The following is a 13,298-nucleotide window of genomic DNA, read 5'->3' as shown; positions in this document are numbered from 1 at the left end:
CTTGCACCAAGCCCCCCCCCTTTTTTTCTCATCCCCTCGCATCCCTTCCCAAGGAGAACCCTCTGATTATGCGCCTTTCAACCTCCCTGATCGCTGTGTGCACCACGACCATGGCCCTGGTAACTCCGCTGGCTGCAGCCGACGACGCTTCTGGTAGCGCTCAGCCCGCCGCGCAGAGCCAGAGCGGACAGAACGGTCAGAGCTCCACTGGCGGAAGCTCGATGAACATCGGTCACACCAATACCTCCGGCCTCTCCGAGGAGTGCGCGGAGGCGGTGCGCAAGGCGCGCGAGGAGCACGAAAACGCGGTGGCCGATGACACTGCGGGCTCGTCCTTCATGGGGCCGAAGGAGCTCGGACTCGGCATCCTTAACGGTTATGGTTCCTCCGGTATGCCGGAAGTGCCGGACTGCGTCCAGGAAGAAAAGGACGCTGAGCTGGAGAAGGAATGGGACGAGATGCCGGACTGGGTACAGTCTGCACGCCCCAATGACACGGCCGAGGAGGTCTTTGCGTGGATCGGTGGCGCGGCTGCGTTACTCTCCGTCGGCATCAACCTGCTGGCCGCGGTCGCGCAGTCCAACCCGGCTGTCCTCAACGACCTGCGTGCCTTCCTCAAGAGCCACGGCTTCTACTGGGATAACACCAAGAAGAAGGAAGAGGCTGACGCGGCTGAGGAATAATTCCCTACCGCACGATCTCGAAGGCGCGAACCACACTTGGTTCGCGCCTATTTATTTCGCCCTCGGACGGGACCGCGCACTAGAGCATTTGCGCGCCCCAGCCCGGGCGACGGGTTAGAACAGTTCCTCCGTAGCGATCTGTGCGCCTTCGACGAGGGACTCCAACTTTGCCCACGCGATCTGGTGGTGCAGGCGCCCGCCGAGGCCGCAATCCGTCGAGGCGATGACGTTTTCGGGGCCTACCAGTTCTGCGAAGCGGATGATGCGATCCGCCACCAGGCGCGGGTGCTCCACGGCGTTCGTGGAGTGCGAAATCACGCCCGGGTAGATGACGGTGCCCTCCGGCAGCTTGTGGTCCTGCCACACACGCCACTCGTGCGCGTGGCGCGGCGAGGCGCCCTCGAAGGAGAAGCCGCCGACCTTGGCCTGCAGGATCTCTTCAATGATGTCCGCGAACGGAATATCCGTCACGTGCGGGCCGTGCCAGGAACCCCAGCAGATGTGCAGACGGGTCTGCTCGCGCGGGATGTCCTTGATGGACTCATTGAGGATGTCGATGCGCCCGCGCAGGAATGCCTGGAAGTCCTCTACGGTCGGCTCCGGAACCACCGAATCCCAAGCTTCGGCCAGATCCGGGGCGTCGAACTGCACGGTCAGGCCGGCATCAGTGATGGCCTTGTACTCCACCTTGAGCGCCTCACCGCAGGCGCGAACAAGGTCGGTTTCATCCTCGTAGTACTTGTTGGGCAGACGCGCCGCAGCACCCGGAGACAGGGCGGCGACGAAGCCTTCGGTGCCCTCGGGGAGGGCGTCGGCAAGCAGCTTTACGTCTGCTTCGACCTGCTCCTGGCCGATGTAGGTAACCGGGCCGGTGAACTCCGGGTTAGCTACCTTCTTGCGGCCGGTAAAGATACCCGAATCCGGATCGTTGTAAGCCTCGGCGAACAGTGCGCGGTCGCGGCGATCCTTCATCGAGGAAAGGCGAATCTTGCCCGGCTCGGAGCGGATCTTGTCACCGATTTCCCAGCGGTCCTTGTCCGTCATGGTCAAACCACCCAGGCGGGTAAAGGAGTAGTTCCACCAAGCGCCATAGTCCACAGCGCCGGAGGTGATGTGGCCGTACTCGCCCTCGTTGATGATGTCGATGCCGAGATCAACCTGGCGCTTGACCACGTCAGCGACCGAGCGCTGAAGAATCTCGTGGAACTTCTCATCGGAGATGGTGCCGGCAGAACGCTCGAGGTTAGCCTCCAGCAGCTCCTTGGTGCGTGGCAGTGAGCCGACGTGGGTGGTGCGGATCTTATTGACCATAGGAGGTACATTCCCTTTCAACTAGACTGTGCTGTCTAGCGTAACCCACGTACGAAGCACGGCCCGCTTCATTCTGTACTTTTATTCAGCACGCGGCCCCAACACGTGGGCTCACCCAAGGATGCCGGCGCCCATCGTCGCCTTGAGATCACCCATGAGGTTGCTGGAGCGCTCCACACGCAGATGTTCGCCGAGGACCATCATGGTGGACTCTTCGCCGTCGACAAGCGTGAGGTACACGTCGGACTCACCCTTGTTGTTGACCAAGACCTGCTTGAGCCGCGCAATGTTGTCCATCGTGCACTGATCCGTGCGCATGGTCAGTCGCAGCGGCAGGCCAGCACCGTTGCCCGGCCCCAAATCGGGAACGCGGATATCGGAGCAGAACAAGGACATGCGCTCATCGCGAATCTTCACCTGAACCTTGGCCAGGATGATATTGTCTTCCGCAATCTGCGGGGCCACCAGCGAGTACACCTGGTTGAACACGAGGATATCCACCTGGGCGCCGTTATGGTCCTCGATGCTGACGATGGCCCAGGGCGAGCCATCGCGCTTGGAAAAGCGCCTGTCGACGCCCGAGATAATGCCGCCGATCACCAGCTCCTGCCCGTTGCCGACTTCACCGTTGAGGATCTTGGTAATCGGGGTGTCGGTCTGCGCGTTGAGGGCTTCCTCGAAGCCATCGAGCGGGTGGCCGGACACGTACAGGCCGAGCATCTCCCTCTCCAAGGCCAGCTCGTGCTTTCGATCCCAGTTCTCATCTGGGATATCGATGGCGAAGGCGGAGACAGAGTCGCCCTGTTCATCACCACCGCCAAAGCCAGCGAAGAGGTCAAATTGGCCCTTGTCGGCTGCTTTTTTGGTAGTCTGCACCGAATCCACGGCATCCTCGTGGATGAGCATGAGGCCCTTGCGCGGGTGTTCCAGGGAATCGAAGGCGCCGGCCTTGATGAGGGATTCGGTCACGCGCTTCGAACAGGCAGCCAGCTCGATCTTCTCCAGGTAATCGGAGAAGGACGTGAAAGCGCCTTTCTCCCGGCGGGTCTTCACGATGGAATCCACCACTTCCCCACCGACGTTGCGGATAGCGCCCATGCCGAAGCGGATATCCTCGCCCACGGCCTGGAAGGTTTCTTGGGACTCATTGACGTCCGGGGAGAGCACGCGGATGCCCAGGTGGCGACAGTCGGCCAGGTAGATAGCGGACTTATCCTTCTTGTCACCCACCGAGGTCAGCAGCGCGGCCATGTACTCCGGCGCGTAATAGGCCTTCAGGTAAGCCGTCCAGAAGGACACCAACCCGTAACCGGCGGCGTGGGACTTGTTAAACGCGTAGGAGGCGAAGGGCTCAATGGTGCCCCACAGAGCGTCCATGGCTTCCTTGGAGTAGCCATTGTCCTTCATGCCGCCCCAGAATTTGTCATACTGCTGGGCCAGGACTTCCGGCTTCTTCTTACCCATGGCCTTACGGAAGCCATCTGCCTCGCCGGCGGTGTAGTTCGCCACCTTCTGCGAGATACGCATGATCTGCTCCTGGTACACGATAAGACCGTAGGTCTCATCGAGGATCTCCTTAAGCGGCTCCTCCAGCTCGGGGTGGATCGGGGTAATCTCCTTGCGGCCGTTCTTGCGGTCCGCGTAATCCCAGTGGGCGTTCACACCCATCGGGCCCGGACGGTAGAGCGCCAGCGACGCCACAATATCCTTAAAGCCCGTCGGCTTCATACGCTTGAGCAGCTCCTGCATGCCGCCCGAGTCGAGCTGGAACACGCCCAGAGTATCGCCGCGCGAGAGCAGGTCATAGACCTTCGAGGCATTCGGGTCGTCGGCGTGGAGGTCCTCTAGGTGGACTTCCTCGCCGCGGTTTTTCTTGATGTTTTCCAGGCAGTCACCGATCACGGTGAGGTTGCGCAGACCCAAGAAGTCCATCTTCAGCAGGCCGATGGCCTCACAGGCCGGATAGTCCCAGCCGGTGATGTAGGCGCCGTCGGCGGGGCGCTTCCACATCGGGATGTGGTCCATGAGGCGGACCGAGGCCATAATCACCGCACAGGCGTGCACGCCGGCCTGGCGGACCACACCCTCGAGGCCGCGTGCGGTCTCATAAATCTTCTTCACGTCCGGGTCGGTCTCAATCATCTGCCGGACCTCGGTCGCCTCCGAATAGCGCTCGTGCTCTGGGTCCATGATGCCGGCGAGCGGGATGTCCTTGGCCATGATGGCAGGCGGCAGCGCACCATTAATGCGGTCCGCCATCTGGAAGCCCGGCTGGCCAAAGTGCACCTTGGCGGAGTCCTTAATTGCCTGCTTGGTCTTCACGGTGCCGAAGGTGATCACCTGGGCAACCTTGTCCTCGCCCCACCTATCGGCGGCGTAGGTAATCATCTCGCCGCGGCGGCGATCATCGAAGTCGATATCGATATCCGGTGCAGACGGACGCTCCGGGTTCAAGAATCGCTCGAAGAGCAGTCCGTGCTCGATGGGGTCAATGTTGGTAATGGTCAGCGCGTAGGCCACGAGTGCACCGGCCGCCGAACCACGACCCGGACCGACGCGAATTCCGATGGACCGCGCGTGCTTGATGAGCTCGGCCACGATGAGGAAGTAAGAGGGGTAGCCCTTCATGTCGATGACGCTGATCTCGTACTCAGCGCGGTCGATGTACTCCTGCGGCACATCCCCACCGTTGAAGCGATCCTTCAGTCCCTCCATGACCTCGTGGGTCAGCCAGGAGGTTGGGGTGTGGCCCTCGGGGACGTCGGCAATCGGCATGCGATCGTGGGTGTGCTCCTCCCAAATCGCACCGTAGTCCTGCACGCGCTCCGCAATCCACAGGGTGTTATCGCAGGCCTCCGGCACCATGTGATCCCACAGCTCACGCATCTGCGCGGCGGACTTGATGTAGTAGCCGGTGCCGTCGAACTTGAAGCGATCCGGGTCCATGAACGTCTTACCGGTCTGCACGCACAACATGGCCTCGTGCGCCGGGGCTTGGGACTCCAGCACGTAGTGGCAGTCATTGGTCACCAACGGCGGCAAGTCCAGCTTGCGGCCGATCTCCAGCAGGCCGTCGCGCGTGCGCTTCTCGATGTCCAGCCCATGGTCCATAAGCTCCAGGAAGAAGTTGTCCTTGCCGTAGATGTCCTGCCACATCGCGGCAGCCTCGAGAGCCTCGTTGAACTGGCCTAAGCGCAGGCGGGTCTGCACATCACCCGAGGGGCAACCGGTGGTCGCGATGATGCCTTCGGCGTGCTCGGCAATAAGCTCCGCGTCCATGCGCGGCCACTTGCCCAACTGGCCCTCGTAAGAAGCCAAGGAGGAAAGCTTGAACAGGTTGCGCAGGCCGGTTTCATTCTCCGCCAACATGGTCTGGTGCAGGTAAGCACCGGAGGCAGAGACGTCATCGCGCTTCTGGTCCGGGGTTCCCCACAGCACGCGCTTCTTGTTGAAACGTGACTCAGGAGCCAGGTAGGCCTCGATGCCGATGATTGGTTTAATGCCGGCGCTGGTCATCCTTTGATAGAAGGCATTGGATCCATACATGTTGCCGTGGTCGGTCATACCGACTGCCGGCATGCCTTGGCGGAGAACCTCATCCGCCAACATGTCCACCTTGGCCATGCCATCCAGCATGGAGAATTCGGTGTGGTTGTGCAGATGGACGAAGGAGGAGTTTTTGGCCATGCGGCTCATCTTAGCGGGGCCGTCAAACTTCGCCCGTAGGTCCTCGTTAAGGTACATTTTCTTAAATGTTCTACACTATTGCCGCCTATCTCATGTGGGGCTTCTTCCCAGCGTTCTTCCCGCTGCTGCGCCCCGCCAGCCCGTTTGAGATCTTGGCCCACCGCATCGTGTGGACTGCGGTTCTCGTCACCGCAATGCTGCTGGTGACTGGTGGCTGGCGCGAGCTCCGCGCATTCAGCTTGCGCACCTGGGGGTGGATGTTCGCCTGCGGCGTGGCCATCACCATCAACTGGGGTACCTATGTCATCGCCATCAACAGCGATCACGTGGCCGATGCCGCACTGGGCTATTTCATTAACCCGCTCGTCTCCGTGGCCCTCGGCATTATCTTCCTCAAGGAGAAGCTGACGAAGGCGCAGGTGGCGTCGGTCAGCATCGCCTTCATCGCGGTGTTGTGGCTGACCTTTATGACGGGCCAGGCCCCCTATTATTCGCTGGCCTTGGCCTTCAGCTTCGGAATCTATGGCCTGCTGAAGAAACGCATCACGGTCTCCTCGATGGGCTCAGTGGCCGCGGAAACCTTGGTCATGCTCCCCTTCGCGCTGGTCTACCTGGGCTACCTCCAGGCACAGGGAGAATCCACCTTCACTACCGAAGGCCCCGGGCACATCGCACTGCTGATTACCTCCGGCCTCGTCACCGCTCTGCCGCTGTTGTGTTTCGCCCAGGGCGCTAAGCACCTGCGCCTGTCTACGCTCGGCATGCTGCAGTACATGACCCCCATCATGCAGATGCTGTGGGCGCTGTTCGTGACCCAGGAGCACATGTCCACCGAACGCTGGATTGGCTTTGCCATCATCTGGGTTGCGGTGATCATCTACCTTGCAGACTTGGTGCGCATGGGCCGCGCTTCTCGACGCCGCGCCCGCCTCCACCCCGCCGACGCGTCACCCACCGCAGAGGGCTAACGGCGCTTCAGCTCCTCGCGCGCCTGCTTAGCCTCGGCGCGCCGGGCGGATTCCTCGCGTGCATTAAGCGCCCACCGCGGCATGAGGATGGCCATGGCGATGCAGTAGATGGCCACCACGATGAGAATGCCGAAGGTGAGCTTGTCCGCTCCCCAGATTCCTTGCGCGATGGCGGCCCCAGAGGCGATGAACGCGCCCGCCCACATCAAGAGGTAGGCAAAGCGGTAGTTCGGCGGCCACTCGGATGTGTTGGGAAACAGGCGCATGTCTTCTCCTCGGCTGTTCTAGCGGTTCTCATTCTGTCCGACGTTGGCGGGCGGGCGCACGCCGAAGGAGCCCCACGCGGCGTCAGCGGGCGCGACCTCCACGGTATCGACCCGCGGATCGTTAGCGAGGGCGCGCAGTTGACTCCCCCCGGAATAGACCACGACGGCATCGACCTTCGCTGGTGCATCCTCCGCCATGTCACGGGCATGGTCGGCCACGCGGGCCAAGACGGTATCGATAACGTCGGCGCGCGTGGCGCCGGCGACAGGCTCGGGGACCGCGATGGGCGCGGCCAGCCCGATCACGATGGCATCCATGCGCTCGACGGGCTGCAGGGCGTCGCTCACGTCCTGCGGACTCAGCGGCTCGCGAAAGCCCACCAGCGCGTAGGCCGGATCGGTTGCGTGCGCTAATGAGGTCTCCGCGCGCTCCCGATAATCGGCCGCGCTCTCCGAGCCATCAGGGCCAAGCTGGTCTCCCTGCACCGCCGTGCTGGGCTGCGTTCCGAAAAGCCCGAAGGCGACCACCACGGCCAAGGCGAGCACGGCCAACAGCACCAGCGCCGCGGCACGGCGGCGCCGGTAAATGCGTTGGCTGGTGCTTCGCTGCGGGCTCATCCGCGCAAAACCTCCACGGCGTGCTTGAGATCGTCCGGGTAGGGTGCAGTGCACTCGAACCACTTGCCGGTTCCCGGGTGGGTAAAGCCGAGTTCGACCGCGTGCAGCCACTGGCGGTTAAGCCCCACACGCTTGGCCAGGTTCGGGTCACAGCCATACATCGGATCGCCTACGCAGGGATGCCCGGTGGCGGACATGTGGACACGGATCTGGTGGGTGCGGCCGGTCTCCAAATGGACTTCGAGGAGGCTGGCCTCGCGGAAGGCCTCCAGCAGCTTGTAATGTGTCACCGCCGGTTTGCCATCATCGACGACCCCAAATTTCCAGCCCGCCGAAGGATGGCGGCCAATGGGCGCATCAATGGTCCCCACGATGGGATCCGGCAGGCCTTGGACCACGGCGTGATAGGTCTTCTGCACGGTGCGCTCGCGGAAGGCGTTCTTGAGTTGGGAGTAGGCGCGCTCGCTGGCGGCCACCACCATGACGCCCGAGGTCCCCACGTCGAGACGGTGGACAATACCCTTGCGTTCGGTCGGGCCGGCGTCGGCAAGCGCATAGCCTGCTGCCCGCAGCCCGCCGATGACGGTGGGCCCATCCCAACCCAACGTGGGGTGCGCAGCCACACCCACGGGCTTGCACACGCAGATGATGTCCTCGTCCGCGTAGAGAACATCCATGCCCTCCACCAGCTCTTCTTTGGGGATGAGCGGTTCCTCCGGCGCTGGCATCATGACATCGATCCAGCCGCCAGCACTTAAGCGCTCGGACTTGCCCACGGCGGCACCATCGATTTCCACGTCTCCCGCCGCGCACAACTGGGCCACCCGGGCCCGCGAAATACCCAAGAGCTTGGCCAGGGCGGCATCCGCGCGCATGCCATCGAGGCCCTCGGGCACCGGCAACCTACGACTTTCGCGCATCAAGCTTCCCCCGCTTCCTGCTCTTGTGGCTTTTCTTTCATCTCTGCCCAGAACATCGCGCTGATAAAGACCACGACGCCACAGGTAATGGCCGCATCTGCAATATTGAAAACAGCGAAGCTGCCCACGGAGATGTAATCCACCACGTGCCCAAACCAAAACCCCGGCTCACGCACGAGGCGGTCGATGAAGTTGCCCAGGGCACCTCCGGCGATCATGGCCAGGCCTATCGCCTGCCACTTATCGTGAATGCGCGGGGCGGCGATGGCCACACCAATGATGAAGACCAATTGGATCGTGGTAAACAGCCACGTCGAGCCCTCCCCGCCCATAGAGAAGGCAGCGCCGGGGTTAAACAGAAGGTAGAAGCGGAACCAATCACCAAAGACCGGTAGGGCTTCACCTTCAGTGAGGATGGACAGCATCAGCGCCTTCACGGCTTGGTCGACGGCAGCCACACCGAGCACCACCGCGACCATCACTCCGATATAACTCCTTGCTTTCACCCGTTCCATTCTAAACAGGCTCATCCGGTAATTTGGAATGCGTGTTTCGTGTGAGAGCCCTAGCAGTCCTGTCCGCCACCGTCCTGGGAGTCGCCGGCGCGCTCGCCGGCTGTTCCTATTCCCAGCCGGCCAAGCCCGTCGAGGAGCCAGTGGGGCTGGCCCTCGATGCCCCGCGCGTGACCCTCCTAGAACCAGGTGACGGCGCCGGTCAGGTCCTGGCTTTTAAGGACCTCGATGCCACGCAGGAACTCACCTATGAGGTCGCCACGGGCTTCGACCAGCAGCTACGCAAGGACGGCAGCGCCGCCCCTTCACCGGAAGCTCAGGACAAGGTCACTCTTCCGCTCCAGGCCTCGGTGGAGGCTGCCACCGAGAATGTCGAAGGCCAACTTCCAGCCAGCCGCAACGCGTTCGTCACCGTCGGAAAGCCGGAGGCTGACGGCGCGGATGTCTCCTCCGCCGAGGGCTTCCAGTTTGGATGGCGCGGCACGGATACGGGCCAGATGAACTCGCTGCGCCTGGCCGCCCCGCAGGCGGCGACCGATCAGGCCCGCAGCACCGTCGAGCGCGCCATCACCAGCCTGACCTCACTGCCCATCGTCTTCCCTGATGAGGAAATCGGCCCGGGTGCGACGTGGGTGGTGGAATCGCGCGTCACTGGCGAATCCACGCTGTTGCAAACCACGACCTATACCTTGGACAAGCTGGACGGGGATATCGCTGAGCTCAGCGTGAAGATTGAGCAGCGGCCTTCCCTGGGCGCACTGTCCTTCGACGGCGCCGACGCCCCCGAAGAGCTACGTGGCAAGGAGCTGAAGGTTACGGACCACACATCGACCTCGGAGGGCTCCGTTACCGTTGATCTGACCAAGCCGCTTCCCACCGCCGGCGATGTCTCCGTGACCACCGCGATTTCTTATGGTGCGGAAGGCTCTGATCTTCGCGTGGTGCAGACCAGCGCCACCGAGATGGAGTTCACCACCGAGTAGCCTGCTTCGCGCCACACCTTCTCCTGCGCGCGAGCACCGCCAGACAGCCTCCGCACAAGGCAGCGCCCACCACCTGGCTGGCATGAGATCCAGCGAGTGGCGGGCGCTTAAGTTATGAAAACCCGGGTTTACTGGGCGGGAGCCTCAGCACCTTCTGCGGGGGCGTCGGCAGGCGCCTCAGCGCCTTCCTCGGCGCCAGCGCCTTCCGGCACGGAGTCCGCACACATCTCCGGAACCTCTTCCGGAGGGACGATGTTGGTGACCAAGACACAAGCCCAAGTCTTAGACAGCTTCCATGTACCACCCTCGTTGATGAACTCCACCTGGTCAGCGGTCTGCTGCTGGCCATCAGGGGTATTGATGTGGACGGTAGCGAGCGCGGAATCCGGCACGAGGCCAGGGATGACCGGGGCCACGACCTCGAAGGTGGCACCGGATTCGGCCTGGGACTGCGACATGACGTCGAAAAGCTCCGGCGCCGTCTCGCTGCCCTGGACCAGCTGGACCTTCTCTTCCTGCGGAAGGTTCGGGTCTGCGGCCTTGGTCAGGATCTCATTGAGCTGCTCCACGGTAGGCATCTCGGTGGAGGCCACCTGCGATGCGGAGGTTTCGCCCGAAGGCTTAGCGGCGGTGCTGTTCTCGGTGTCTGCATCCTCGGAAGACGAGCAGGCAGCCAGGGCAGTCGCGGCGCCCAGGGCCACAACGGCGGCGCTCAGCTTGAAGGATTTCACAAATACTCCTCACGTAGGGGATCGTGGTTTATCCCTTTTACTTTAGCGTCCACGACCGCCGCCCTGGGGTTCCCGCGCAGGTGCGCGCCTGTAGTAGCCTGCTGGCATGACTTTTGCACTCATCGCCACCGGTGGCACCATCGCCTGCACGACGGTCCGTGACGGATCCCTGGTCCCCACCGTCAGTGGGCAACAGCTAGCCCAATTCCTCGACGCTGAAGTCGGAACACACGACATTGAGGTGGTGGAATTCCGCGCGCTGGATTCCAGCTCGATTACTTTGGCAGACCTCGATGAGCTACTGCTGTGTGCGCGCCAGCACCTTGCGCGCCCAGAGATTGATGGCGTCCTCATCACGCACGGCACCGATTCCATGGAGGAAACCGCGCTGGCGTTATCCCTCTTCGACCTCGGTGAGGGGCCCATCGTGCTCACTGGCGCGCAGCGCGCCTTCGACCACCCGGCTGGTGATGGCCCGCGCAACCTGCGCGATTCCTATGAGCTCCTGTGTTCCGGAAAGGCCGGCGTGTGGGTGCAATTCGGCGGCAAGACCATTCCCGGACGCGGCGCGCGCAAGTGGCATACTTCGCAGCTCAACGGCTTTGAGGAGCTACCGGTGGGTGACTCCGCTCTGGCGCCGTTGCCGCTCTCCCCCATGGCGCAACACCCCGTTGAGATCATCGCCGCCTACCCGGGTGCCGGCGCCGCGCTTGTCGACGCCTCCCTCAACCACACCCATGGCCTCGTCATCGAAGCCATGGGCTCGGGGAACATGGGTGAAGAGATGGGAGCTGGGGTTGCCCGCGCGCTGCAAGCGGGCGTGCCCGTGGTGATTAGCACCCGCACGCCCTACGGAACTACCAAGCTGGCCTATGGCGGCGCAGGTGGCGGTGCCACCTTGGGCGAGATGGGTGCGGTAGCCTCCGGTGGATTCCGAGCCGGCCAAGCCCGCATTATGCTCGCCGCGGCACTCGCTACCGACACACCGGTGGCAGAGATGTTTAGCACTGCCCCCTCCGCCACTGCTTATACCGCGGGCTAGCTATCCTCGCGTGGCGGTTCCTCCCCAGCGGTGTCAATCTCGGGCCCATCGGCCTCGGTGGCGTCGCCTGGCAGCGCCCCCTCCCAGGCCAGTGAGTCCAATGGATCGGCCGGGTGGAGATCTTCATCCTCAGCCGCAAAAGAGCGCACAAACCCCGGGCCCGTAGCGCGAGTTTCAAAGCGCACGCTGACCACCCCATGGCCGGCGCCTTGAATCCAGCCGTGTCCAAACTCGGGGTGGTGGACGTCCTGCGTAGCGTGCCAGCGGCGCATCGAATCCGATCCCGCTTCTCCCAGCGTTTCCGACTCTGCTCTGGGCTCCGTCTCCGTTTCCGGCGCGCCGGGCAGGTGGTCGCTGACGCCAGTCTCGTAATCCGTATCCGGAGCTGGACGCACGACCTCGCGGTCGAGCTCAGGAAATAGCACGTCTTGGCGGGCCTCCTCCAAACCCGAGTAGCTCACCCCGACCAGCCTGATGGGCCCGAGCTCCTCCGGGTAGCGCGCCAAGCTCAAGGCCTTAGCCTCGAGGACCTTCAGGTCATCCGTGGCATAGGGCAGCGTGGCCGAGCGGGATTCGATGTGGAAATCCGCCATCCGCAACTTCACCGTCACCGTGCGCGCGCCGCGGCCGTCCTTGAGCAGGCGGGAATGCGCGCCCTGCGCCGCGCGGATTAGTGCCGCATCCACCTCCGCCGCCGTGCGCAGGTCCGTGGGGTAGGTGAACTCGGTGGAGATTTGTTTAGCAATCGCGCGCGGGGCGACCGGACGCTCATCAATCCCTTGGGCGAGCTTCCACAGCTGCACGCCCACCACGTTGCCCAGTGAGATCTCGACTTCCTTGCGGCTCATCGCCGCCAGCTGTCCGATAGTCTCCACGCCAATGGCTGCTAGCTTCTGCTGGGTGACTGGGCCCGCTCCCCAGAGCTTGCCCACCGGCAGCGGGTGGATGAGCTCATCGAAGCGCTCCTGGGGCACGATGAAAGTCCCGTCCGGTTTGGCCTCCCCTGACGCAATCTTCGCGCTTTGCTTGCCTGCACCGGCGCCGATGGAGCTGGGAAGGCCCGTCTCAGCTCGAATCACTCGGCGCAGATTCTCCGACCACTCACGGACTTCGGCGGGCGTGGCTCCGGCGAGTGCGGCCGGTTCCATGAAGGCCTCGTCGATGGAGAGCTGTTCGATGACCCCCGCATGCTGCGCAATAATTCCAAATACCCGGCGCGAGGCCGCCACATACACCGCCCGGCGCGGCTGCACCACCACGGCTTTATAGCCCACGAGCTGCTGCGCGCGGAACATGGGCATTGCGGAATGAGCTCCATATGCGCGGGCTTCATAAGAGGCACCGGCGACGACGCCGCGTCCGCTCGTTCCACCCACCAACACAGGCCGGCCGCGCAAGGTAGGGCGGGTGAGCTGCTCCACCGACGCAAAGAACGCGTCCATGTCGATGTGAAGAACCCAGCGCTGCATGTGCTCCAGTTTAAACACCGCATGTCCGTCACCCATTATTCATGTTTCTTTACCACCTTCGTAACTTCAACGCCCCCATCCGCTTACTTTATCGCCCTAACCTTTTCC

The 13,298-nt window shown here is 62.9% G+C and carries 12 protein-coding genes; 4 read left to right on the top strand and 8 right to left on the bottom strand.

The window, feature by feature from the left end; translation table 11 throughout:
- The first annotated feature begins 68 nt into the window (after positions 1-68).
- The gene (locus HMPREF2635_RS09945) at positions 69-683 is read left to right on the top strand and encodes a hypothetical protein (RefSeq protein WP_070512509.1); all 615 of its coding nucleotides are present in this window, start codon (positions 69-71) and stop codon (positions 681-683) included.
- A gap of 114 nt (positions 684-797) precedes the next feature.
- Here HMPREF2635_RS09945 and HMPREF2635_RS09940 read toward each other — a convergent pair whose 3' ends face one another.
- Both HMPREF2635_RS09940 and dnaE read right to left on the bottom strand, forming a co-directional pair.
- The gene (locus HMPREF2635_RS09940) at positions 798-1,994 is read right to left on the bottom strand and encodes a cobalamin-independent methionine synthase II family protein (RefSeq protein ID WP_070512506.1); all 1,197 of its coding nucleotides are present in this window, start codon (positions 1,992-1,994) and stop codon (positions 798-800) included.
- Between the two features lie 111 nt (positions 1,995-2,105).
- Positions 2,106-5,681 (bottom strand): DNA polymerase III subunit alpha, encoded by a 3,576-nt coding sequence (dnaE, locus tag HMPREF2635_RS09935; RefSeq protein ID WP_070512710.1) that lies wholly within the window; start codon positions 5,679-5,681, stop codon positions 2,106-2,108.
- 65 nt (positions 5,682-5,746) lie between these two features.
- On the opposite strand from dnaE, the gene rarD reads away from it, so the two are divergent.
- Positions 5,747-6,649, top strand: coding sequence for an EamA family transporter RarD (gene rarD, locus HMPREF2635_RS09930; protein ID WP_049155295.1), 903 nt, complete (start codon positions 5,747-5,749; stop codon positions 6,647-6,649).
- Here rarD and HMPREF2635_RS09925 read toward each other — a convergent pair.
- Genes HMPREF2635_RS09925 through lspA form a run of 4 tightly spaced genes read right to left on the bottom strand, consistent with a single transcriptional unit; the run spans position 6,646 to position 8,968 of the window.
- Positions 6,646-6,915: a type II secretion system protein gene (locus HMPREF2635_RS09925; protein ID WP_070512502.1), complete on the bottom strand. Its 270-nt coding sequence runs from the start codon at positions 6,913-6,915 to the stop codon at positions 6,646-6,648. The genes rarD and HMPREF2635_RS09925 overlap by 4 nt on opposite strands.
- 18 nt (positions 6,916-6,933) lie before the next feature.
- Positions 6,934-7,533 carry a hypothetical protein gene (locus HMPREF2635_RS09920; protein WP_070512499.1) on the bottom strand — a complete coding sequence of 200 codons (600 nt, stop codon included), beginning with the start codon at positions 7,531-7,533 and terminating at the stop codon, positions 6,934-6,936.
- On the bottom strand, positions 7,530-8,453 hold the full coding sequence (locus tag HMPREF2635_RS09915; RefSeq protein ID WP_070512496.1) for an RluA family pseudouridine synthase: 924 nt from the start codon (positions 8,451-8,453) through the stop codon (positions 7,530-7,532). The genes HMPREF2635_RS09920 and HMPREF2635_RS09915 overlap by 4 nt, the downstream gene beginning before the upstream one ends.
- Positions 8,453-8,968, bottom strand: a complete 516-nt coding sequence (gene lspA, locus HMPREF2635_RS09910) for a signal peptidase II (RefSeq protein ID WP_070512491.1) — start codon at positions 8,966-8,968, stop codon at positions 8,453-8,455. Before lspA ends, HMPREF2635_RS09915 begins: the two co-directional genes overlap by 1 nt.
- A gap of 32 nt (positions 8,969-9,000) precedes the next feature.
- Here lspA and HMPREF2635_RS09905 point away from each other — a divergent pair, with 32 nt between their 5' ends.
- On the top strand, positions 9,001-9,948 hold the full coding sequence (locus HMPREF2635_RS09905) for a DUF6263 family protein (RefSeq protein ID WP_070512489.1): 948 nt from the start codon (positions 9,001-9,003) through the stop codon (positions 9,946-9,948).
- A 128-nt stretch (positions 9,949-10,076) separates the two neighbouring features.
- Here HMPREF2635_RS09905 and HMPREF2635_RS09900 read toward each other — a convergent pair whose 3' ends face one another.
- Entirely contained in the window at positions 10,077-10,679 is a 603-nt protein-coding gene (locus tag HMPREF2635_RS09900) for a WKL family lipoprotein (protein ID WP_070512487.1), read from the bottom strand.
- A gap of 106 nt (positions 10,680-10,785) precedes the next feature.
- Here HMPREF2635_RS09900 and HMPREF2635_RS09895 point away from each other — a divergent pair, with 106 nt between their 5' ends.
- Positions 10,786-11,721: an asparaginase gene (locus tag HMPREF2635_RS09895; protein WP_070512484.1), complete on the top strand. Its 936-nt coding sequence runs from the start codon at positions 10,786-10,788 to the stop codon at positions 11,719-11,721.
- Here the strand turns inward: HMPREF2635_RS09895 and HMPREF2635_RS09890 are convergent.
- Positions 11,718-13,190 (bottom strand): DNA polymerase IV, encoded by a 1,473-nt coding sequence (locus HMPREF2635_RS09890; RefSeq protein ID WP_070512707.1) that lies wholly within the window; start codon positions 13,188-13,190, stop codon positions 11,718-11,720. The genes HMPREF2635_RS09895 and HMPREF2635_RS09890 overlap by 4 nt on opposite strands.
- Positions 13,191-13,298 lie beyond the last annotated feature (108 nt).

This window comes from Corynebacterium sp. HMSC035E02 (assembly GCF_001836065.1).
Classification (GTDB): Bacteria; Actinomycetota; Actinomycetes; order Mycobacteriales; family Mycobacteriaceae; genus Corynebacterium; species Corynebacterium hiratae.
Note: the sequence above shows the minus strand (reverse complement) of the source record. Positions and strands in the feature narration are given on the sequence as shown.